Raw genomic sequence first — 22,942 nt, 5'->3', positions numbered from 1 at the left:
TTTAATTTAATTGTAAGAACGAGCGTATCTACTCGGACTTTCCGACAGTGCAGTTTGGGGAAATTACATCCCACTTACCAAGCACCGTCAAGCCAGCTGCTTTAGCTAAGACTGTTGAAGCTTCGTTATCGAGCTGGCATCTATACTGCGGTTCGTATCCCTGCTCATATGCGTACTTGCAGATTGAACGTACCACTTTGCGAGCATGACCTTTTCCTCTAAAAGGTGATAGAGTCAGTACACCGAGATCCGCAATTTGCACATTTTCTTCCCAAGGATACATGCTGGAAGCACAGACCAAGCGATCTTGCTCAAAAGAGCCGAATACCGCCCAGTGATCCAACTCGACATAAGCATCATCTAAGTCTTGTTCAGTAGCGGAAGACTCGAACTCTGAGAAAATTGCATCATCTCGTTCTGTTAATTGGCGCAATGTACCTTCCAGGTCTTCTTGCAACAAGTTGTTCTTTTCTGCTTCTGAAAAATAAAAAAGATAATCTGCACCATGCATTGTGACTCCTGCTTCATTTAATTTCTGGCGGAAGATCAGCTCCGACATTTCTTGTCCTTTTGAAAGGTCTAACTTTTCGGCCATTTCAGGCGTCAAGACTGCCAAAAACCGTTCGTCAGTAGTTTCTAGCACCATGAGCCGACTGTCTTCGCTCAGGTCAGGGTTGATGGTGACCGTAAAGACTTTATCGTTGTAGATAACTTCCCCGTTTAAAAATTGCAATTTCCAATAGTCAGTTATCGTTTGTGAAAACATACTTATCCCCCCTTTAATTGAAACTATATTTAAAAATACCATATTTACCCTATTATTATCTAATCTTTTTGTTTTTCTTTCCATTGTTCCTTCATCTAATTCTAGTAAACTAATCGGGGACTGGTAATCTGGGCTAGTAGGGACTCATAATGATCTTGCAGCGCTCCTGCTATCAGTCCAGTTATTTTCTTACCATAATAAAGTAAAATTTTAATCAGTGGGGGTTTTCTTCATCTCCTACTGATTATTGTCACCACCAATTGAGCGGTAGTTAATCTCCCACCTGCTAGAGACTAAAGTGGACTGGCTATCCATTTTTACATCAATTTGTTTGTAAAGTAAATTCCGGATGATCACCAATGGTTTGGTCTATTAACTTAAATGGCTGATGTTTTAAGTTAGATCGATAATCTTAAGTTTTCTGTGGATTGTAACTATTAATTTGAGTCTAAAATAAACAAATATTATCTTCAACGAGAACATATAGAAGATATTTTAGATTTCAAAAAATAAATTCCAAAAATCCTTTATTCTTCAAATGATAGATTTGTCGGTTCCTCTAAAAGATGGTTTTCAAAACTAATGTGGGTTGTAGGGGTATCTTTATCAACCACCTCAAAACTAAGTCCATCCAGCCAAACTTCCCCTTTTCCTGTCAGTAAAATACCGAATGATATTATTGCACTATTTTCTGGTACATCCAGAACTATAGAATATCGATTCCAACTATTTGTACCAGTGATTGGTCTATCACTCATATTATCAAACTGCAGGATATCCTCCGATGCAGTATCTACTCTCATCCAAAGTCCTGAGAATTGTTTAACATTTTCAGTTTTAATAAACCCCGAAAGTTTAACTCTTTTATTTCTAAATTCATTTGCCTTAAATTGTTGCATCATTGTTGCAAATTCATCTGGTTCCTGAACAGTTTTTGATTTTAAATATCCCGATGCTTTTCCTTGATGTACAGTTTCCTGATCTATTCCTATTTCATAATTATATGGATGACTCCCACTAATAAACCAGCCTTTAATTTTCTCTTCCATTATTGATTCCTCCTTGTTTTTTCTCATAGCTCTCATTACTTTTCTGTATTGCCCTGGTGGCAAACCATATAGTTTTTTGAATGCTCGTGTAAAGGATTCTTGTGACTCAAATTGATAATAGAACGCGATATCTATAATTCTTTCATCCGTATGAAGAAGTATAACTGCAGCATTTGCAAGTCGCCTCATTCGAATATATTCCGTGACAGACATTCCAACAGAGGTTTGAAAAACCCTGTGAAAATGATATCTTGAAAATCCGCTCACTGCATCAATATCATTGGCGGAAATTCGCTCATGTAAATGTGATTCAATCCAATTTATTGTTTTTTGAATTAGCCAGTCATTTTTCAACGGTATTTCACCTCCTCTTCACTTATAATCATAACGAATAAGAATTAATAATTTTTGACTTTTTTTGCGATATTCTTCAAAACCAGAGATACTTTAACACAACGTCTTCATATAAATTGATTTGCTACACTCTAATATGTAAAAGCCCAAGTAAGCTGTCCACCTAAAATAGATAAATGCTGATACTTGATAAAAGATCTCATGGTGCTTTACCATAGTTAAGCAATGATATGTGACAGTATCCATTAATCTTAAAAATATCTTTACCGAAGGAGTGGTAGACTTGGCACGTGTTTTATTTATTAATGGTGGATCAGAAGGACATATCAATCCAACTATTGGTGTTGTACAGGAGCTAATTTCGCGCGGAGAAGAGGTCGTATTCTTTACGATAGAAGCTTTTCGGGAGCGAATTGAGAAGACAGGAGCGACTGTGCGCACCTTTGACGGTCAAAAATTTATAAAAGCCTTTATTTCAGGTGGAAGAAATCATTTGCTCGAAAGGGTCAATGGACTTTTACTTACTGCAGATATCGTCATACCTAGTGTTCTTGAACAGATTAAAGGAGAACATTTTGATTACATCATCCACGATTCTATGTTTGGTTGTGGTCATCTAATTGCCAAAATCCTGAAGCTTCCGGCAATTAATTCATGTACATCTTTTGCTGAGACTCAACAATCATTTGATAAAACTTTAGAACATCTTTCAAAAAATGTCCCAACCGAAGTTTTAAAAAAGATCAATGATGATTTTCAACAACTGACAACAAAAATTAAAGAAAAATATGAAGTTGAAATCAATTCTCCATTTGAAGTTTTTTGTAATCCCGCGCCACTGACAATCGTTTATACAACGAGGGAATTTCAACCTTTTGGAGAAACATTTGACCAAACCTATAAATTTGTAGGTCCTTCCATCTCTTCACGATTAACGCAGGAAGACTTCGACCTTACTGCCATCAAAGGGAAAAAAACCATTTATATTTCACTCGGTACTGTCTTAAATCAAGCCATCAATTTCTATAAGCTGTGTTTTAAGGCATTTGGGAATACTGAGCATACTGTTGTCATGTCTATTGGTGGGCAAACCCAACTTGGTGATTTAGGAGAGATTCCTGAAAACTTCATTGTGAAAAATTATGTTCCACAATCCGAATTGCTAAAACACACTAAATTATTTATCACACATGGTGGAATGAACAGCACAAATGAAGCTCTCTATAACGGGGTTCCGCTAATCGTAATTCCACTAAGTGCGGATCAACCGATAATTGCAGAGCAAGTTACCAACATCGGAGCAGGTATTCAATTACAAATGCAAACCTTGATGGCAAGTCAATTAAATGAAGCTGCCGATCATGTGTTAAACAACCCTTCCATCCATAAAGCTGTTGCAAATATTAAAGAATCCTTCCAAAAATCAGGTGGGTATCACAAAGCTGTTGATGAGATTTTCAATTTTAAAAGTCAATTCGGTATTTAAAAGCTGCCATTGTTGGTGGCTTTTTTTGGTACTGTATCTTCGACTTTATTGAAATATGGAGTGGGACTTTATAAAAAAATATTTTTACGTAGATCAAAAAAGCTGGGTAAACATCCCCAGCTTTTCTGTACATATTTAGTTAAAAGAGCAGCGACAAACAATATATCCTTTGTTAATGTAACCTATCATCAAACATTAATTGTATTTGAATACCAAACGGATCTTCAATAATACCGTATGCTTTGCTAAAAACATTATTTGATAACGGAACAATGATTCTCACTCTCTTATCTGTCGTTGAGCTTTTGTAAAAATGTTCGATTTCTTCTAAATCCGCACTTTGAATACACAATGAGGTGTTATTCCCTACTACATATTTTTCAGTGACATCCATTGTATCTTCTGCCAGCATTACCTTTGTTTTACCGATTGCTAAAACGGAGTGCGAAATAAAGTGTTTATTCTCTTCAGTAAGCTGCAGCGAGCTGTCACGTCTTGCCATATCTTCATAAGTAACGAGTAACAATTCCTCTGCGTTAAAATGTTTTTTGTAAAAATCAACCGCTTCTTTTGCTTTTCCTTTCATGGATAAGAAAATAGCTACTTCTAGTGTTGTACTCATGGTATCAATCTCCCTTAATAAAATGATTGTAGGTAGATATCTTATCAATTGATATTACCTTGACCTTATTTTAAGATGTAAAGGTATCAAAACATGACACCTTTATCTTCATTCAGAAGAACCCCCACATCTGAAGGTGGTGGGATGTGGTTCCTTTTCACCCACGCACTAAATGAAGATAAAGCCTCCGGCGGATGTCACGGATTTTGAAAGGAATGAATTGTGCAGGCACAATTCAAAATCCGGACGCACTTACGCCAAGGCGAAATTGATAAGGAGATTTCTATGAAAAAATCAGAAAGATTAAATGACATGATAAGATATTTAAACAGTCGAGAGTACTTTAATTTAAATGATTTAATGGCTAAATACAATATTTCTAAAAGTACGGCTCTACGTGATATTAGTTCTTTAGAACAATTAGGTATGCCTATTTTTTCGGAGCACGGCAGATACGGACGTTATGGTATCTTAAAAAATAGATTATTATCCCCTATTATTTTTACGATTGATGAAGTGTATGCTCTGTACTTTGCCATGCTAACGTTAGAATCTTATCAATCAACACCATTTCATTTAAGTGTTCATAAACTAAATGAGAAGTTTGAAAACTGTCTGTCTAACAATCAAATACTGCAGATTCACAAAATGAAAAAAGTCTTGCAGTTTGAAGTAAATCAACATAAAAATGTTAGTCGTTTTTTAGATAAAATTTTAAGGAGTATTCTTAATGAAAGCACCTGTAAGATTCAATATTTAAAAAATGACGAGCAAAAAAGCTACCATGTTCAATTTTTCAAAATTTCTGCTAGGTTTGGTCAATGGTATGCCACTGGAATAGAGTTCAATACACATAAATATAGAGTTTTTAGATGTGATAGAATAATCTTTATTGAAGAACAGGATATCGCCTCTCACTTTTCTATAGATGAACTTAATAGTCGTTCATTAGAAATGTATCAATCCGAGAAAAAGATTGGCTTTGAAGTAGAGATTTTAGCACAAGCAAAGGATATTTTTTATAAAGAACATTATCCTTCTATAAAAATAGAAATTAGTACTAAAACTGTCGTGAAGGGATTTTTTAATCCTGGAGAAGAGGAATTTATCGCCAACTATTTTATGAGATATGGTCATTATGTTATAGCAGTGAAACCTGAATCATTGAAACAAATTATCCAAGAAAAAATAGAGAACCTCTTCAATCATTATCAAAAATTATAAATCACATAGTTAGGCGTTGACTCAATTTTACGGAATAAATGATTTTGCTCTTCCGCTTCTAAAAAACAACTATAGACGTATTCCAGAAAAGATAAGGAGAAAACCGAAATCGGTTTTCTCCTATTTTTCATTTAAAAACCGGCTATCAATCATTTAACTCTGTAAATGGTGCCGATGGTTTAGCAATACTTTTAAATTCTTAAAAGTTACTGATTTTCCCTTGCAATTAACAATGTGATGTTAACGGGAACATAAAGTTATCCTCTAGTAATGACTTTTTCGTTAAGACGAATAAAGCATCATCATCATTTGGCATAATTGTCGCTGTCATGCCCTCGATTGTAAAATCAGGTGTGAAATAAAATACCACTTTTTTCGTTGTTTTCTTCACAATGCTTGCTAATACAGCTTCAACATTTGGTGCATTTAACGAAATGATATCGTAAATATGCAGCGTATCTTCTTCTTCATTCATTAGCACAATCGTTTCTAAATCTTCTACATAGAAAATGGCTTCATGAAATACTAATGTGAAATAAAACATTAATAAACTTTCATTATGCTCAACATCTAAAATAGTTGAGTTAACATGGCGATTTTTCGCAAACTTTTCAAGTAATGCAAGATCATTTTCAATAGTAAGCTGTTTTACTTTCGCATCCATCTTCATTTGAAGTGAGCTATTTGCAAGGTCTAAGCTAAACTCACTTTCATTTAGACGTGTAAAGCCAAACTTCGGGTAAAAATCCAATACAGTATCATTCGCAAAAAGATACATGAAATCATAAGTATTTTCGTATTCTTTCATAATGTACTGCATTAATTGCTTAGCTAAACCTTTATTGCGATAATTTTCATCAGTCATTACTGTACCAATTTGAATCCCTTTGTACATTTTACCATCTATAATTATTGACATTTTATTAACTGAAGCATTTGAAATAACCTTACCTTCATCAACAAATGAATACGGTATATATTTATCATTCCAATACCCTCGGTTGTACCAGCCTCGAAAATCTAATTCGAATGTTTTCATTGCTAAGGCATTAAAACTCTCCTTCAAGCTTTCATTATTACGATAATCACTTACTAATTCATATTTTCCCATTTAAATTCCCTCCAATTTTTGTTTCAATCACTTTGGTACATTACATGTATTATGGGAATTATCACCTCCTAAAAACAGAAAAAGACTTTATGAGAATAATAAACTCATAAAGTCTTTTTATACGCAAAAAAATAAAGTTAACCAAACTAAAGCTAGTGCTTGCCTTTAGTTGGATTACATAAATTTATTGATCTGCTTATATAGATTAGACATTATATTGCTTCTCTTAGTTATCGCAAAAGGGCATCACAAATAGACCTATAATTAAATTATAGAACAGCCCTTCTATTAAATTCATTGGAATTTAAATTGCGATAATAAGTTTTAGCATAAAAGTCTAATCTCCCTTCTGTTTTTAAGAATAAAGATATACTATCACCATTTTGGATTTTTATCTACCTTTTATTTCATAAATTTTCCTATTTGTGTCCGTACTCTATGAAGAACGCCTTATACTGAAGTACTTTAATATAAATCATCCTTATCTCACCTGCATTAACTTACCCTCATCAATGGACTGAATAACAATAGGTTTGGAGGTACGTTAATGATAGATGGTAGGAAAAAAGGAAATAAAACAAAAGAGGTATTACTGAATGCTACAATATCTTTAATAGCAGAAAAAGGTTTTTCAATCAAGACCTAGAAAGAACACCGTTTGATTGATTTGAGCTATTAGTAAACGATTTTTACACAACGAATATCAAAACCCCTTTTAATTCTTCACTATAATTAATAATAGGAGTGATGCATGATGAACAATATGATTCAAGATATGATTGATTGGATTGAAGAGCATCTATTTGAGGGGTTTTCCCTAATAAAACTAAGTGAAGCAATGGGATATTCTTCTTATTACTGTTCCTTTAAATTTCATCAAATAACAGGCATTAGCATTAAACGTTATATGACCCTTAGAAAAACCTATCTTTCTTCAATCAGTCTTAGTGAAACAGACGAAAGGATCATTGAAATAGCGATCAAACATGGCTACTCGTCCCAAGAAGCATTTTCTTGAGCTTTTAAGGGGATATTTGGAGTTAGTCCTAATGCCTTCCGTTTGTGTCCTGAACCATTGCAAACATATGTAAAACTCACTATGAATGAAGCGAGGGGTTATTATATGGACATTTCAAAAAAATTAAGAATTGAAGATTTACAAAAGCATGTGGATGAACATTTTGATCACGAAGTATTGAACATTTTAAATGGACAAATGATGTATGAAGAATTCAGTTCTCAACAATTAATGGGAAAAAGCGATTACGCACCTTTTAATGAAGCGATGTGTGTACACGACACTGTTAAAACAATTTTTAGCGACTCATTTAAACAAATTCGAGCAACGGGACATCAAGTCTCACTAACCGAATATGAAGCAATTACAGTTGCACCACTTGAAAAGACCTTATTTTCAAAAAAATATCAATGTATCGTTCTTTGGTTTGGTGAAGATATGTTTTGTCAGATGAATTTAATAACCGTGTTAGCTTATTTGGAACAAACATCATTTAAAGGAACAGTTTACTATCACGCGGTGAGAGAGCAAACATATGATGTGAAAGAAACGGAAATAACACTAGGTAACTATTATGATATATACCAAGCAGTATTATTGGAACACCGCATGCCAGATGTAGAATTGATACCTGTTTTGTATCAAGGAATCAATTTGTATTTAGAACTGTTGCAAATTGATAACGAAATAACAAAATACATTCAAACACATCAAAATCTTCCTCACCGAGAAATCGTTCGAAACTTGCTGCATCTTTTCCCTCAATATGGTTTAGGGGATTCTCAATATTTAGAATTAATTAAAGCAACTCAAAATAAAGATTGAGCGTTGCTTACCTCCCTCCCCTTTAGAATGGATGAAGAGTTGCTACAAAACTCTTCATCGCCATGAAAAAACGAATCACCTGCTTTGTAGAGAAAATAAAAATATCCTTTATTTTCAAACAACATCTTTGACAACGCATTAGATTTTTTATAATCTGTAATAATACATAAAATTTGTAAAGTAACATAAAAACAAGAATGAGGTGTATTAATGAGGATTATAGAAGTTGTAGATTTTAACCACAATTGGAGCAGCGACTATCAGAAAGAGGAACGTTCTGTTAGGGCTATCCTTCAAGAAGAATTGGTGAATAGTTTTCATATTGGAAGCACATCAGTTCCAGGTCTAAAAGCAAAACCCATTATTGATATTTTACTAGTAGTCAATGATATTCATAAATTGGATTCATTTTCTGAACAATTTCAAGAGATTGGATACGAAGTTATGGGGGAATTCGGGATAACTGGAAGAAGATATTTCCGTAAAGGTGGCGATCATCGCACACATCAAATTCATGCTTTTCAATATAGCAACATTAAAGAAATAGAAAGACATTTAGCATTTAGAGATTACCTTCGAGTGCATCCCGAAGTTTGCAGGCAGTATGGAGAAATAAAGAGCCAACTTGCCATGCAGCATCCAAATGATATTGATTGCTATTGCGACGGGAAAGACGATTTTGTTAAAAACGTTGAAAAAGATGCTATTAAATGGCATTGGACTGTCCGTTAATATAAATTTTCAATTAGTGGCTGTCCTTGAAAGCCATCTTTACTATATTATAAGAATATAGTATGAGAGTAACAAAAAAGTGGATATAATTTTTTATCAGACAATATCATATACGAGGGTGAAATCTATGAAAAAAGCAGTGAAAATAGCCTCCTAAATAAAATTAATAAATTTAGGAGGCAAAAAAAAATGATTTTCAACAAAATTGATCGAAAGAGCTGGCATCGACAAGAGTATTTTGAGCATTATATTACCCAACAAACAACATTTAGTATGACTTCAGAAATAGATATTAGCATTCTGTATAAAAACATAAAAGATAATAATCTTAAGTTTTATCCAACATTCATATATATGGTAACAAAAGCTATCAATACCAATATTGCATTTAGAACGTGTTTTAATAGCCAAGGAGAATTAGGGTATTGGGAAAAATTAAATCCAAGTTACACGATTTTTAATGAGGAATCAGAGACATTTTCGAGCATTTGGACAGAAACATCGGATAATTTTAAACAGTTCCATCAGAATTACGAAAGTGATTTAAAGAAATATAACGGTAAGATCAGTTTATTTCCGAAATCCCCTATTCTAGAAAATATTTTTCACATATCAATGATTCCATGGTGTTCATTTACTGGTTTTAATCTCAACATTAATAATGGAGGTAATTACCTTTTACCGATTATCACTGCAGGTAAATTTTCGCAGAAGGAAAATGCTATTTATCTTCCTGTTTCTTTACAAATGCACCACGCTGTTTGTGATGGCTATCATGCAGGCTTATTCATGAATTACCTTCAGAGTTTTGCCGATGAATCGTACGATTGGTTATTAGATTGAATATTTCCCGCTAAACCCTTCTTCTTTTGTATAAAAGCGTTCCTGCTTGTTACAGGAACGCGCTTTTATACTATCCTCATATTTAACAAAAACTATTTCTTCTACCAAAATATTATTTTGTTATTTTTCTCATAACCCATTCAATGGGTCCCCTTTTAAATTTTCTGCTCCATAAAACAGAAAATAAAATACTCGCTACGAAAAACAATAATGTAAATACGAATGAAAATGCTAACGTTTGGTTTTCTAATCTATTTAATAAAGTTAATATGCCGACACCGATAAATACATGACTTACATAGTGAGTTAATGTTAACTGTCCTGTTTTAATAAGTGATTTGGTCAACCAATGACTAGAAAAATTTTCTACAATATAAATAGAGGCAACGATGACAATTATCGCTGAAGCGGAATTTGATAACATATATAATATGTTTGGTGGAATTGGTCCAGTTTGAAACAAGAATTCGGCACTTTTACCATCTAATACTGACAGAGATAGTTGCATCAATATTTTTGAAAGTACCTCTATTGTTATGAGTAGAATTATAGAAATAAACAACATTTTGTTTCTTACAGCTTTCTTCGATAAATCAAGTCTGCCAAGGATCATTCCAAGTAAAAAGAAACAAATCCAAGGGAATACTGGATGATACCCATTAAACAAAAGATTTCTTAGAAAACCTTCAATCGTCCAAAAATCAAGATATTCCATAAATGGTTGATCTGGATGCCATCCTTTCAAATAATTCATTGTTACTTGTAAGACTTGCGTGGTGATTAAAAAAAGACTAGATATGATGATCATGAACTTTGTAGAAGCTACGATAAGAAAGGATGCAATCAGCATATAAACGCCATAATAATGAAGGATATCCCCAGTCCAATCTGCAATATATAAAAGTAAACCTAGAATAAAAAGAAAAGCGGAACGTTTCCATAATTTCACCTTATTTTCTTTAATTGTAGAAAGGTCACCGCCATTTCTAGCTTTTCTTGTCATCAAAGCAACTCCGATACCTGCCAGCGTAACAAAAGTAGCAGACGCTCTTCCTTCGAAAAGTCCAGTAAACCATATAAGCCAATCCGACCCTCTCCCTGCCGCTCCCATAATAATTTTAAAGTTAACTATCAGCATTCCAAACATAGCCAAGGCTCTAGCGAAATCTAACCCTTCAATACGTTTAGATTGTAACTGTTTGATCATAAATGTTCCTCCTTAAGTACACGATTGGGATATCTTTTTATAGATATTGCAGACTTTTTATATCTACTAAAATATTGATGAAACCATTATTTATCAGAAACCTATGCATTTTTTTTGCGTTTCTACTTAATACATCATCACTATAAACTATAGGGTTGACCTAATGTCAAACAAACTTTTTTGTGTACACCTCTCAATTCATTTGCCCAATTATCCATTGGTAGAATGATGCTAAAACCCACACCGAGCAAATCCTTTTGCTTTATCACATGGGATTTATACCTGCATATTCTTATATCCCATCCATTTCTTTGATTATCAGTGATAACTGTTTAAGGCTTTATCTTAGGTTTATCGTTTGACATTAGGCTAGCCCTAGAGTTTATATTTATCTAGAGAAGAGGGATATTATGGATGAAACAATTACAATAAATCAATTAGCTAAAATATTTGATATCAGTCATCATCAAATACGATATTACGAAGAAAAAGGGCTCTTATTTCCATCCTACACAGATAATAATAGATATCGAAAATATTCTCTTAAGGAAATTTATCAACTTGCTCAAATATTAATGTTGAGAAACTTAAATCTTTCAATCGCACAAATTAAAGAGGTTTTAACTTCGTATGAAAAAAATGATTATTTGAGTTTATTAAGAGAAAAATCAAAAGAACTTTCAGACGAAATAAACAAATTACAAAAGATTAAAAAGGCAATTGATCACCATTATGTAACTATTACAAATAAAAAAGTAAATTCCACAAAATACTTAAAAGAAAGTCATTTAGAAAAAATAATCACTTTAAAAACGAATGAAACTTTATCAGCCAAAGATTTTTTAACATTACAATTATCAACGCAATTTTTTTATAATGATGTTATTTATGTTTTTGAAGAAGATGAATATCATATGTGTATAAAAACAGAACATAAGGCTGATTTCCTCATGATTGAAGGTAAATATAATTCTATATTTATTTTAGGTGCAAATGATGATGAAATTGAGAAGCAAATATTATCCATTATCGACAAGAAAAATATCCCTATCTATGTAAGAGAGCTCTCAAGCGGCATTTTTACTAATAGTAATATTCTTGAATTAGAAATTCTAATTCAAGAGAAAAGCGATAAAAATGAAAGCTAATCGTGATCATTTATTGCTGAAAGAAGTAAAATTTATTAGAATATAAACCAATGCTAGAGAATGTTATATTTCATTCCGAATATAGAAGCAAATTATTGCAGTAGGCAAAGAATTTTGCTCGAACTCATTTACAATCAAATGAGTTGCGTTTGCACGTCGTAAGTAGTAATCCTCGTACTAAACAACATTACGAGCTCCTATCATTCAAGACTCAATCAGAACAGAAGAACTCCGTGCTGCAACTTTTATTCAATAAATCGAAATGGGATTATAAATTATATTGATATGTAAAACTCAAAGAAAATAATTGTGAAATAGATACCATTTTAAAAAGCTCACATGTTGAACAGAATCGTTCAACATGCGAGCCTTTTTTTACTGAATTATACATTTATATCTGTAATAGCAGGAATATTTATTTCCTTCACACATGAAACTGGTGATAAATTAATCACACATTGGACAATGGCTACAATATCTTGTACAGGAATACGTGTCCCTTCATACAACTTAATTGCCTTTTCAGCCCCTTCTTCAAAAGGTACTTCAGCAGCAAGTTCTCCTGGATTAATACACGTTACAGTGATCTTATCTTTTCTCACATGCTCGCGTAAAGCATTTGTAATGCCTCGTAAGCCAAACTTAGATGTCACAAACGAAACTTGCGCATTATTCGTATGATCTAAACCTGCTGTCGATCCTATCAAAATCACTTTTCCATTTTCCGCCTGTCTTAAATTAGGTAATAGCGCCTGAATATATGTAATTGTGGAAGTTAAATTAATATTAATTAAGTTTGCAATATCCCCAATTTCATCGTTATCAAACGTATAATCATATTCAAAACCGCGCTTTTCCCATACTCCAACATTGTAAATTAATACATCAATAGCAACGCCTTTTAAAGCTTCTTTTAAAGCAGGAATATGTTGTTGACTAGATAAATCAATAGTCAGCCATTTACGATTTACGCCATCATTTATATCTAAACTACTTGGTCGTGTGCGTGACACCACCCATACTGTATCCCCTTTTGTTGGTAAACCCTTTACAAATGCATCACCTAATCCTTGGCTTGCTCCAAATATAATAAAGTTCTTACTCATCCAATCACCCTTTCTATATGACTACGACGTAAGTATAGTTAATATAAAAATTAGTAACAACTAATGTGATTTATAGAAATATTTAGGTACTTAAAATTCCCTATGCTTATTCATTTTAAACTTATTTCACCCAATACGTAGTGCAATCATCACTTCGATCTAGGAAACCATATTCAATTAAGTATCTTCTTATTGATACATAATCACTATAAATAGGCTTTAATATCTCATTTACTTCCTTTTCATTATATTTACGCCCTACCTCAAACTTCGTTGTAATGTGTTGCAGTAAAATTATCTTTCGTTTTTCCTTACTTGGGAAACTTTCAATAGGACCTTCTAAGCCATTTTTAAAATACGTCGCTAGTACTTTTTCTTTCTCATCTACTGTAATCGCATAACGTTCATCCACCTGTGTCGCCCCCTTATGAATTGGTTCGTATACTTTTGTTGTTTCTAAAGCCTGCATGATTGCCAGAAAAACTTTTGCTTGTTTTTCTTTTTCTTTCAATTTAAATCGATGCTGTCGAATTGTTGAAATGCTATTTGCAGAAGTGCTATTAATAATGTCTTTATCTGGCGCCCCTGTTGCAAATAGCTTCAGCAATTCGGTTTGGATATCAGATAACCCTGTATACTTCTTATCTAATTGAAGTAGCGCTTCGAACACAGAGATATGTTCATTCTCAATATGGTGTTGTATAGCTTTTCTAGCCGTAAAAAATCGATTATCTATTTGGAATACTTCTTAGGCATCAAATATTTCATTACAAAATATACATTCATATGTATCACCTGTGTTTACATATCCCCTCGATAATTCCTCTATTGTCAAATCACTTTTACTCATAAACAAAACCCCTCTGTGTTTACTATTTAATAAACAATATACGGTAAATTCATCAATGTGTAAACAAACTTTAATTTTGTTTATCTAAAAACAAAAAAGAAGAATCCATTTTGACCATAATCAATCAAAATAGATTCCTCTTAGTAGATAAATCATTTATAGCATAAAGATTTACCCCTAGCATTAATCATTTTTAGGAATGAACCAATAGTTATCTTTGTTATTTTCATCCATGTATTTTTTTAACTCAGGAGAATTATAGGCTTCTTTTACTGCTTTTGCCCATTCGCTATCTTTATTTTTTTCATTTACTACGGCTACTAATTCGTAATTTTTCACAACATCTTCTTGCAATATGGCATTTTTCGCATCAATTCCTGAAGAATATACGATACTTCCTGGGATTACACCAAAATCCAAGTCTTCTAATGTACGTGGAATTTGAGCCGATTCCATTTCTTTAATTTCCAACTCGTATTTATTTTCAACGATATCTTGTGCTGTTGCTTGAATAGGATCTACGCCCTCTTTAATTTTTATCCAACCTGCTTTTTGTAAAATTGCATAGGCACGAGCTGCATTTGATGGATCTTGTGGAATGCCAATTACGTCGCCCTTTTTAACGTCATCTAATGATTTCTTTTTACCAGGAAATAAAGCCGCTGGCACTGTTGGAACAGCTGTTAACGCAACAAGAGATGAGCCACTTTCCTTATTGAAGTTGTTCATATATGCTGTATGTTGGTCCACGTTTAAATCTATGCCACCATCAGCTAATGCAACATCTGCTTGTCGTAAATCTGTAAATTCTGTGTCTTCTACTTTAAATCCTTTATCTTCAAGAATTGGCTTAATGGCTTTTAAAAATAATTCACTATAAGGTCCAGGTGACGTGCCGACTTTAATTGTTTTCTTGTCATCTGATGAGCTCGAGTCCGAATTTCCACAAGCCACCAATAAAACAGCAAGCGATAATAATAGAAATGCTGAAATATACTTTTTCATTATAAAGACCCCTTTTTTATTGATGTCTAATTTTTTTAGCTAAATAACTGCCGAGTGATTGGATAAGTTGCACAATAATAATTAAAATAACGACAGTTAAAATAATGACAAATGTATTAAAACGTTGATAACCGTATGATATGGCTAAATTCCCTATACCACCGCCCCCAACCGTACCAGCCATCGCAGTTGCGCCAATCAAGCCAATCGTTGCGGTTGTTAGCGTTAATATAATAGAAGCAAGTGCTTCAGGAATTAAAAAATGTCGTACAATTTGTAATGGCTTTGCGCCTAATGATTTTGCTAATTCGATAATTCCCGGATTCACTTCTAATAGAGATGTCTCCACTAATCGTGCAATAAATGGAGCAATATAAATAATGAGCGGAACTATCGCCGCCTCCGTACCATATGTTTTCCCAACAATTAAGCGTGTGAACGGTACGATGGCTACAAGCAAAATAATAAACGGTAATGAACGAATAATATTAATCATTGAATTTAAGATGAAATAAACAATTTTATTTTCTTTAATGCCATTTGGCCTTGTCAGTACTAAAAATAGTGCAAGGGGTAACCCTAATAACGTTCCGATTAATAGCGATACAGAAACCATATAAAGGGTTTCGGTCATGGCTTGCCAAATAATATCAGGGGAAATCCGATTCATATTTTCACATCCTCTACGATGACATTAAATTCTTTAATAAATGCTTTAATTTCTTGAATGATTGGCTCATTTGCAGAAAAAGCGATCGTAAAGATGCCTAAAGTAGTTCCCTCAAGTTCCGTAACATTGGCTAAGACAATATTGCTTTCTACATGATTGAAACGTTTATTTAGTTGATATAATAACGAACTAGCCGTATTTTCTCCTAAAAACTTTAGTCGTAATAACGTATACGTTTGTTGATTTTTTTGATAAAAATCCAGTAGATCTTGTGGAATTTTATTCGGAATAACCGTTTCTACAAAATCTTTAGTAGTCGGTTGGCTCGGCTGACCGAACACTTGAATAACATTTCCAGTCTCAACTAATTGACCATTTTCCATCACAGCTACTTTATTACATAGGTCGCGAATAACTTCCATCTCATGTGTAATTAATAGAATGGTTATATTAAACTGTTCATTGACACGTTTTAACAATGCTAAAATTGATTTCGTCGTTTTAGGATCGAGTGCAGAGGTTGCCTCATCGCATAATAAAATTTCAGGATTTGTGACCAGTGCACGCGCAATTCCAACGCGTTGTTTCTGACCTCCAGAAAGTTGGTTCGGATAATTTTTATCTTTATCTTCTAGCCCAACAAATGAAAGCATTTCCTTCACTTTTCGATCGATGTCTTCTTTACTTTCATTCCGTAGCTTTAATGGCAAAGCGACATTGTCAAAAACATTTTTTGACTCAAGTAAATTAAAATGTTGAAAAATCATACTAATCTTTTTCTTATTTAAAATTTTCTCATTCGAACTTAACGCTTGAATATCCTTGCCGTCTACGATGATTTGCCCAGAAGTCGGATCTTCTAAGCCATTTACCATCCGAATTAATGTACTTTTACCCGCTCCACTATAGCCAATGATCCCGAATATATCTCCTTTCTGAACTTCAAGAGAAACATCATTTAAAGCGACTATTTTCTTTTTCTTTTGATAAAATTCTTTTACGATATGTTTAAAGACAATCAATGTATTATTCCTCCTGATAAATTTGCCACTAAGTTAATCACATATTTTTAGAGATTAATCGATCAAAAAATGACTTGCAATTTTCAGGAACACTTCCCCTGTATTTAGTAGTGCTCGTTCATCAAAATCAAATTTTGGATGATGGTGAGGATATTGTGTATTTGGATCTTCATTATGGGCGCCTACATAAAAGAAATTTCCGGGTTTTTCTTGTAAATAGTAAGCAAAATCTTCCGCTCCTAACACCGGATCTTTCTGCATAAAAGCACTCTCTCCAAATTGCTCTTTAATGAATTGCTCCACAAGTGCAGCTTCTTCTACTGGATTAACAAGTACTGGATAACCATGAAGGTAATCTAATTCAAACTCTATGTAATTAGTAATCTTTAACCCTTCTAAAATTGCTCGAATTTCCTTTTCAATTTGCGCACGAACATCTTTATTTAATGCACGAACGGTTCCTTCTAAAACAGCAGAGTCTGCAATAACATTGAAGGCATTTCCAGCATGAATACTTCCTACTGTAACAACTGCCGCTTCTGTTGGGTTAATACGACGACTAACAATTTGTTGTAGATGTTGGACTAAATGTGTTGCCGCAATAATGGAATCTTTCGTTTCATGTGGTCGAGCTCCGTGTCCGCCTTTACCGAAAATTTTAATCGTAAAAGCATCAACCGAGGCCATTATTGCCCCTGAGGCAGTTGACAGCTTACCAACAGGAAGGTCTGTCGCTAAATGTGCTCCGAACACATAATCTACATCATCTAAAACCCCATCTTCAATCATAAATTTCGCCCCACCTGGTGGCTTTTCTTCTGCTGGTTGGAAAATAAATTTAGCTGTTCCATGAATACTGTCCTTATGCTTTTGAAGAACCTTTGCCACTGCGAGTAAGGCAGCTGTATGCCCATCATGTCCACAGGCATGCATAACGCCAGGCACTGTAGATTTATATGTAACTTCTTTTTGATCCTCGATCGGTAATGCATCGAAGTCTGCTCGAAATGCAACCGTTTTTCCCGGCTCTTTACCTTGAATAATTCCGACGACACCTTTATCACCAACGTTTTCCCGAACGGAGATTCCATAACTTTTTAATGTATCCACGATATAGCGAGATGTTTTTTCTTCTTGAAAAGAAAGCTCCGGGTTTTGATGTAAAAAGCGACGATTTTCTACTATCTCTTCAAATAAACCAGTCAACTCTTTTGTCAGTGTTTCAATAGTCATTCCTTAACCCTCCTCCTATTAGTTCATCATTCGATATATTCGAACAATTACTACGATTTTAAACACATAAAACCAATAAGTCAACTATGTTTTATTTATTTTGTATCCATTCCTGAAATGAAACAGCCACCTAGCCTCGATTAAACATCGATGCCAGGTGGCTGCAAAAGTCTTATCCTACAGGGATAAAGTGATTAGTTGTCTTCACCTATCGGGTTTTCACCCTATAAAATCACTTTTTTATTAAGTTAATAAACTCCACCTTCCTGCTAATGTATTTTGAATAAGCATCGAATTTATGCCCTTCTCTACTCGTTCAGCTTTTCACCAAGAAGCAAAATATACTTTCTCATAAATTCTTGGATACTCGTAATATGAAGTGGATTACCTTATTTATTATTTTCCTCACATTGCTCAGTAGTAGTGGTATTAAAACTTGCATTATTGTGCTAATATTTACACAAATAAGAATATTAAAAGGAGAACTTTATGAATTCATATGAAAATAAGGTTAAAGTTTTTTTAGACTCTAATAATGTAAAAGCTGAGCACTTCGTATTTAATCAATCATGCCACTCTGTAAAAGAGGCTGCTGAAGCAGTTAATGGTTCGGAAGACGATTTTGTAAAAAATATTTGCATGATTGATTCAAATAATGAATTAATAGTTGCTATTGTAAAAGGAAACAATAGAGCTAGTACAACTCGTGTTGCCAAATCATTAAACATAGAAAAACCAAGACTTGCTAACGGAAATGAAATTATTGAACATACAGGTTTTCCACCAGGTGGAGTCCCTTCTTTTGGTTTTCAAGCAAAGTTTTTAGTTGACCCCAAAGTAACAAGTATGGATTACATATATACTGGTGGCGGTTCTGAAAACTCATTAGTTAAAATAAATGTTCAAGACTTATTAAGAATCAATCAAGGTACTATTATTAAAGTAAGTAAATAGCAATTCATAACAACCGTATAAAATGACGGTTGTTTTTGCATTGTAAGAATAACGCACTCATCTCTACTGTATTGTCGAAAAAAAAAACGCCAGAACTAAAAAAAGAACAGGTTTAACTACTATATGAAGATAAAATAATCATATGGACAAGAATCCATTTTGAAAAAAATTGGTCAAAATGAATTTTCGTCCAGCTGAATTTTTGTTTCGGTTTTAAAACTAGTTTAATCACTTTCTACCTGTATTGCTCCATAGTTGAGCAAACAAAAAATTGTTCGGGTTTTGTATAGTTACTAGTAGTTTAGAAATTAACGGTTAGCTAAAACTCTTCTCTTAAATATCCATATCAATAATCTTTTAATTCAATCCCGTTGGCAGCTTTAACAACCATTTTTGAAATTAACTTAAACTGCATGACCAAAAGGAAAGGTACTCGTAATATTAAATTACGCAGAAAGATTTTTAAGTTTGATTTTTCAACCATGCTACCAGCAGCCATTAGCCCTATTTTTTGATTTTTCTCAACAAACTTTCTCATCTCTTGTTCGTAAGCTACAAAGGCACGGGAATAATCACCATTCCTGGCTTTAAGTTCTCCAGCTAATACATACGCTCCGACAAGTGCTAGACTAGTACCTTGCCCTGATAGGGGTGATGGGCAATATGCCGCATCACCTACCAAGGCAATTCGACCCTTTGCCCACGTTGGCATGTGAATCTGGCAAATCTCATCAAAATAAAAGTCTGGCGCTTCTTTCATGGTTTTAAGTATATGCGAAGTTTCCCAGCCCATCTGGTCTTCGAAGGCATTTTCTACAAGTTTCTTTTGAGACTCTTCATCATATCGGTCGTACTTCAATGCCTCCGATTGGAATATTAACATACCTTTTGCCTCAGTATTGTCACGGGCACTATACATACCAACAGTTTTGCCTGGCGTTGAATAAAACAATTGACGGTGGTCGAGGTTGAGGTAATTCTCCATGGTAAAAATCGAGATATAACAGCCAAGCGTACGTTTAAACTGTTCTTCGTCTCCAAAAGTCAAAGACCTCACATTAGAATGAAGCCCGTCCGCACCAATGACCAGGTCAAATGTCTGTGGATTGCTATGAATAAATTGTACTTCTGCACCAGCTTCAGTTTCATGTATAGCGGTAATCGAATCTCCCCAAATGTATTTGATGTTATCCTTGGTTAAATCATATAAAATGCTACTAAGATCGTCGCGCATGATTTCGATGTCCAGACCCTGCTGGTTCGCTAGACTTGCTTCACTTATTTTACCTTCAATCTTACCTTTGCTGTTCACAAAGTAAACACCTGTCATTTGTGTGTCAGCTGCACGGACTTGATCGAGTATCCCCATCCGCCTAAGCATCGTAATGGCTGTACCACGTATATCAACCCCGTATCCACCTGAGCGCAATGCGGGAGCACGTTCTATTACCGTCACGTCGAAGCCGTAGTGATGAAGCCAGTAAGCGAGCGCAGGGCCGGTAATACTTGCCCCAGAAATAAGGACGCGTATCGATTGGTTCATGATGATCTTTTCTCTCCTATCCAATAGTCTTAACACCTCCACAGTATATTCACCGTAACAAAAAAATAGGAATTTAAAAAGTAAAGATCCTGCATATAAAAACAAAACATTTGGACCAGACGGATGAATTCGAGCATCCTTAGTAAATCCACATTTTTTTGAGGGAACCATTAACAATTAAAAATCAACATTGAAATTTAATAGAGCCTAGTAATTAAAAATATTATTTTTGGCATCTAGTCAACAAGGAATAATAGATCCGTTGGCTAAAATTGTATAGATTGTCATTAGCTATGTTTTATTTATTTTATATTCATTCCTAAGATGAAACAGCCACCTAGCCTCGATAAGCGGATGAATTTGAATTTTCAGAAATACAATGTTACTATTAATGTACTAAATTTGAAGGGATGATGAATGGACAATGAGCAAATAATTCTATTTTTATACGTAAAATGTATATGCATTTTCAAATAAAAAATAGGATTAGTCTGTCCATTTATTATACTTTTATAATGCTTACCTCTTTGTAGGCTTATTTTGTACACAATAAATTTATTTACTAATCCTTCTGAAGCTATTTTCAGAGGGATTTTTTATTTGTTTTTGCGTTTACATTCAAATTTAAAGGAATGGAATGATACGATGCACAGTAAAACACAAATCTTCGACGAAGTAATTCAAATAATGAAAACAGATTATGCGGGTTATTTGGATAAAAAGCATATTAACCGTCCCGAAAACTATCTCATTACCGAAGATATGACGGATAAAGATTTTGTTGAAACGATACAGTCCTATTTACTCGATTTTAAAGATGGACATTTATCATTTAATGCGAAAAAGGCAGTAATCCCAAATAGAGGATTTAAAGTACGACGCTATCAAAATGCTTTATATGTTACAGAGGTGACAAATGAAACTCGATTACAAATAGGTGATGCAATACTTGAGATTGACGGCTTAACGATCGAAGAATTTGAAATGCTCTATTCGAAAATTTTAGAGGATCCTGTACCAGAAAGACAATATTGGAATGTAGGATTACGACAAGCAAAACGAGTATTAGTAAATCGAGATGATGATAAATTTCTTTTACCATTAGCCACATATGAACGGTCTCCATATGTACCGAGTTACGTCTTTAAAAAGTTGGATAACAAAACAGTGTATCTAAAAATAGCGGATTTTTCACAAGCTCAACCCATTCAGGACTTATTGAACAATCATGAAAGCGAATTAAATAAGTCACATAATTTAATTATTGATGTACGAGTGAACTATGGTGGGAACGACCTTTTTTATTTCCCAATCCTCAATTATGTATTTGATAGGGAATTAAAATTTAAAAGCCTATTTCATGAAGATGAAATGATGTATACAAACTATACGGACCGAAATTGTCTTCTATGGATAAAAGAGTTGAAAGCGTATTTAACACAAGAACTAGACAGTGAAATGCAAAAATGGATTCAAGAAGAAATTACGAAGTTTGAAACAAATTACTCGAAAGGATTGGTGGCAGTTCCAGAAGAATTGGATTATACAATTCAAGGTCAGTCAAACCCTAAAAATGTCTATGTCCTTACAGATGTAACCTGTGGAAGTTCGGGTGATACATTTGTTCAAAATGTTAAGAAGTCACCAAAAGTTACCGTAGTTGGACGCCCTACAATGGGAATTATGGACTTCTTTAATGTAGTAACCGTTGATTTTGATGATTATGAATTTGTTTATAGCCTTTCAAAAATGCATGAAAACTATCATTACAATGATACAGGCGTAAAGCCACACATCTATATCCCTTGGACACCGCAACATTTACATGAAGATATGGATCTAAATTATGTTTTACGTTTATGTCATCAAAATCAAGAAAAATCACAGAAGTGAGCTTCAGGAAGCCCACTTCTTCAGAGGTGGGAGGAATGAAGTGCATTTTTCTTTTTAGAACATACGTTTATATTGTATATTGTGAATAATCAAAAAAGAAAGGGGTGACGGGTAATGACGAAAGGGAAGAAAGATTGTTTTATTATAGAACTCAAGTTACTTGTAGATACATGGCAAAAGGATATCCTATTAAAACGTTTTGAAATTGCCCGTACACTCTATAATACAACTTTGTCTTATGCAGTAAAACAATATACTTTAATGCAAGAATCAAAACACTA

Annotated in this window: 19 protein-coding genes and 1 pseudogene; 8 read left to right on the top strand and 12 right to left on the bottom strand. The window is 33.8% G+C overall.

Annotated features, from left to right (window positions below; genetic code table 11):
• Window positions 1–28: 28 nt before the first annotated feature.
• Both ABH966_RS25010 and ABH966_RS25005 read right to left on the bottom strand, forming a co-directional pair.
• The gene (locus tag ABH966_RS25010) at window positions 29–766 is read right to left on the bottom strand and encodes a GNAT family N-acetyltransferase (RefSeq protein WP_370083241.1); all 738 of its coding nucleotides are present in this window, start codon (window positions 764–766) and stop codon (window positions 29–31) included.
• 527 nt (window positions 767–1,293) lie between these two features.
• Window positions 1,294–2,169 (bottom strand): helix-turn-helix transcriptional regulator, encoded by an 876-nt coding sequence (locus ABH966_RS25005; protein WP_370083239.1) that lies wholly within the window; start codon window positions 2,167–2,169, stop codon window positions 1,294–1,296.
• Window positions 2,170–2,452: 283 nt separating this feature from the next.
• On the opposite strand from ABH966_RS25005, the gene ABH966_RS25000 reads away from it, so the two are divergent.
• Window positions 2,453–3,655 carry a macrolide family glycosyltransferase gene (locus ABH966_RS25000; protein WP_370083261.1) on the top strand — a complete coding sequence of 401 codons (1,203 nt, stop codon included), beginning with the start codon at window positions 2,453–2,455 and terminating at the stop codon, window positions 3,653–3,655.
• A gap of 172 nt (window positions 3,656–3,827) precedes the next feature.
• Here ABH966_RS25000 and ABH966_RS24995 read toward each other — a convergent pair whose 3' ends face one another.
• The gene (locus tag ABH966_RS24995; protein WP_370083237.1) at window positions 3,828–4,277 is read right to left on the bottom strand and encodes a VOC family protein; all 450 of its coding nucleotides are present in this window, start codon (window positions 4,275–4,277) and stop codon (window positions 3,828–3,830) included.
• 285 nt (window positions 4,278–4,562) lie between these two features.
• On the opposite strand from ABH966_RS24995, the gene ABH966_RS24990 reads away from it, so the two are divergent.
• Complete coding sequence (locus ABH966_RS24990) at window positions 4,563–5,501, top strand: helix-turn-helix transcriptional regulator (protein WP_370083235.1); 939 nt, start codon at window positions 4,563–4,565, stop codon at window positions 5,499–5,501.
• Window positions 5,502–5,727: 226 nt separating this feature from the next.
• Here ABH966_RS24990 and ABH966_RS24985 read toward each other — a convergent pair whose 3' ends face one another.
• Window positions 5,728–6,612, bottom strand: coding sequence for a GNAT family N-acetyltransferase (locus ABH966_RS24985; RefSeq protein WP_370083233.1), 885 nt, complete (start codon window positions 6,610–6,612; stop codon window positions 5,728–5,730).
• Window positions 6,613–7,366: 754 nt separating this feature from the next.
• Here ABH966_RS24985 and ABH966_RS24980 point away from each other — a divergent pair.
• The 3 genes and pseudogenes from ABH966_RS24980 (at window position 7,367) to catA (ending at window position 10,030) form a co-directional block, all read left to right on the top strand.
• Window positions 7,367–8,455 (top strand): annotated as a pseudogene (locus tag ABH966_RS24980) (helix-turn-helix transcriptional regulator).
• Window positions 8,456–8,665: 210 nt separating this feature from the next.
• The gene (locus ABH966_RS24975; protein WP_370083231.1) at window positions 8,666–9,187 is read left to right on the top strand and encodes a GrpB family protein; all 522 of its coding nucleotides are present in this window, start codon (window positions 8,666–8,668) and stop codon (window positions 9,185–9,187) included.
• Window positions 9,188–9,376: 189 nt separating this feature from the next.
• A complete protein-coding gene (gene catA / locus ABH966_RS24970; RefSeq protein WP_370083229.1) occupies window positions 9,377–10,030 on the top strand; it encodes a type A chloramphenicol O-acetyltransferase in 654 nt (217 codons plus the stop codon).
• A gap of 112 nt (window positions 10,031–10,142) precedes the next feature.
• Here the strand turns inward: catA and ABH966_RS24965 are convergent, their stop codons facing one another.
• Window positions 10,143–11,237: a DUF418 domain-containing protein gene (locus ABH966_RS24965; RefSeq protein ID WP_370083227.1), complete on the bottom strand. Its 1,095-nt coding sequence runs from the start codon at window positions 11,235–11,237 to the stop codon at window positions 10,143–10,145.
• 410 nt (window positions 11,238–11,647) lie between these two features.
• On the opposite strand from ABH966_RS24965, the gene ABH966_RS24960 reads away from it, so the two are divergent.
• Window positions 11,648–12,385: a helix-turn-helix domain-containing protein gene (locus ABH966_RS24960; RefSeq protein ID WP_370083225.1), complete on the top strand. Its 738-nt coding sequence runs from the start codon at window positions 11,648–11,650 to the stop codon at window positions 12,383–12,385.
• A 383-nt stretch (window positions 12,386–12,768) separates the two neighbouring features.
• Here ABH966_RS24960 and ABH966_RS24955 read toward each other — a convergent pair whose 3' ends face one another.
• The 6 genes from ABH966_RS24955 to ABH966_RS24930 form a co-directional block, all read right to left on the bottom strand.
• Window positions 12,769–13,491, bottom strand: a complete 723-nt coding sequence (locus ABH966_RS24955) for an SDR family NAD(P)-dependent oxidoreductase (protein ID WP_370083223.1) — start codon at window positions 13,489–13,491, stop codon at window positions 12,769–12,771.
• A gap of 121 nt (window positions 13,492–13,612) precedes the next feature.
• Window positions 13,613–14,161 (bottom strand): DUF2087 domain-containing protein, encoded by a 549-nt coding sequence (locus ABH966_RS24950; protein WP_370083221.1) that lies wholly within the window; start codon window positions 14,159–14,161, stop codon window positions 13,613–13,615.
• Window positions 14,162–14,524: 363 nt separating this feature from the next.
• A complete protein-coding gene (locus ABH966_RS24945) occupies window positions 14,525–15,346 on the bottom strand; it encodes a MetQ/NlpA family ABC transporter substrate-binding protein (protein ID WP_370083219.1) in 822 nt (273 codons plus the stop codon).
• 16 nt (window positions 15,347–15,362) lie between these two features.
• A complete protein-coding gene (locus ABH966_RS24940) occupies window positions 15,363–16,016 on the bottom strand; it encodes a methionine ABC transporter permease (protein ID WP_370083217.1) in 654 nt (217 codons plus the stop codon).
• Entirely contained in the window at window positions 16,013–17,038 is a 1,026-nt protein-coding gene (locus tag ABH966_RS24935; RefSeq protein WP_370083215.1) for a methionine ABC transporter ATP-binding protein, read from the bottom strand. The genes ABH966_RS24940 and ABH966_RS24935 overlap by 4 nt, the downstream gene beginning before the upstream one ends.
• A 54-nt stretch (window positions 17,039–17,092) precedes the next feature.
• Window positions 17,093–18,271, bottom strand: a complete 1,179-nt coding sequence (locus tag ABH966_RS24930; protein WP_370083213.1) for a M20 metallopeptidase family protein — start codon at window positions 18,269–18,271, stop codon at window positions 17,093–17,095.
• A 489-nt stretch (window positions 18,272–18,760) separates the two neighbouring features.
• Here ABH966_RS24930 and ABH966_RS24925 point away from each other — a divergent pair, with 489 nt between their 5' ends.
• Entirely contained in the window at window positions 18,761–19,225 is a 465-nt protein-coding gene (locus ABH966_RS24925) for an aminoacyl-tRNA deacylase (RefSeq protein ID WP_370083211.1), read from the top strand.
• Window positions 19,226–19,571: 346 nt separating this feature from the next.
• On the opposite strand, the gene ABH966_RS24920 is transcribed toward ABH966_RS24925, so the two are convergent.
• On the bottom strand, window positions 19,572–20,768 hold the full coding sequence (locus ABH966_RS24920; RefSeq protein WP_370083259.1) for an FAD-dependent monooxygenase: 1,197 nt from the start codon (window positions 20,766–20,768) through the stop codon (window positions 19,572–19,574).
• Window positions 20,769–21,368: 600 nt separating this feature from the next.
• Here ABH966_RS24920 and ABH966_RS24915 point away from each other — a divergent pair.
• Window positions 21,369–22,661 carry a S41 family peptidase gene (locus ABH966_RS24915; protein WP_370083209.1) on the top strand — a complete coding sequence of 431 codons (1,293 nt, stop codon included), beginning with the start codon at window positions 21,369–21,371 and terminating at the stop codon, window positions 22,659–22,661.
• The last annotated feature ends 281 nt before the right edge of the window (window positions 22,662–22,942 follow it).

It is taken from the genome of Lysinibacillus sp. RC46 (assembly GCF_041262385.1).
Lineage (GTDB): Bacteria > Bacillota > Bacilli > Bacillales_A > Planococcaceae > Lysinibacillus.
Note: the sequence above shows the minus strand (reverse complement) of the source record. Positions and strands in the feature narration are given on the sequence as shown.

Coding starts and splice junctions, on each gene's coding strand:
- ABH966_RS25010 (WP_370083241.1), bottom strand. CDS start 766: ATGTTTTCACAAACGATAACTGACTATTGGAAATTGCAATTTTTAAAC.
- ABH966_RS24995 (WP_370083237.1), bottom strand. CDS start 4,277: ATGAGTACAACACTAGAAGTAGCTATTTTCTTATCCATGAAAGGAAAA.
- ABH966_RS24990 (WP_370083235.1), top strand. CDS start 4,563: ATGAAAAAATCAGAAAGATTAAATGACATGATAAGATATTTAAACAGT.
- ABH966_RS24985 (WP_370083233.1), bottom strand. CDS start 6,612: ATGGGAAAATATGAATTAGTAAGTGATTATCGTAATAATGAAAGCTTG.
- ABH966_RS24975 (WP_370083231.1), top strand. CDS start 8,666: ATGAGGATTATAGAAGTTGTAGATTTTAACCACAATTGGAGCAGCGAC.
- catA (WP_370083229.1), top strand. CDS start 9,377: ATGATTTTCAACAAAATTGATCGAAAGAGCTGGCATCGACAAGAGTAT.
- ABH966_RS24965 (WP_370083227.1), bottom strand. CDS start 11,237: ATGATCAAACAGTTACAATCTAAACGTATTGAAGGGTTAGATTTCGCT.
- ABH966_RS24960 (WP_370083225.1), top strand. CDS start 11,648: ATGGATGAAACAATTACAATAAATCAATTAGCTAAAATATTTGATATC.
- ABH966_RS24955 (WP_370083223.1), bottom strand. CDS start 13,491: ATGAGTAAGAACTTTATTATATTTGGAGCAAGCCAAGGATTAGGTGAT.
- ABH966_RS24945 (WP_370083219.1), bottom strand. CDS start 15,346: ATGAAAAAGTATATTTCAGCATTTCTATTATTATCGCTTGCTGTTTTA.
- ABH966_RS24940 (WP_370083217.1), bottom strand. CDS start 16,016: ATGAATCGGATTTCCCCTGATATTATTTGGCAAGCCATGACCGAAACC.
- ABH966_RS24930 (WP_370083213.1), bottom strand. CDS start 18,271: ATGACTATTGAAACACTGACAAAAGAGTTGACTGGTTTATTTGAAGAG.
- ABH966_RS24925 (WP_370083211.1), top strand. CDS start 18,761: ATGAATTCATATGAAAATAAGGTTAAAGTTTTTTTAGACTCTAATAAT.
- ABH966_RS24920 (WP_370083259.1), bottom strand. CDS start 20,768: ATGAACCAATCGATACGCGTCCTTATTTCTGGGGCAAGTATTACCGGC.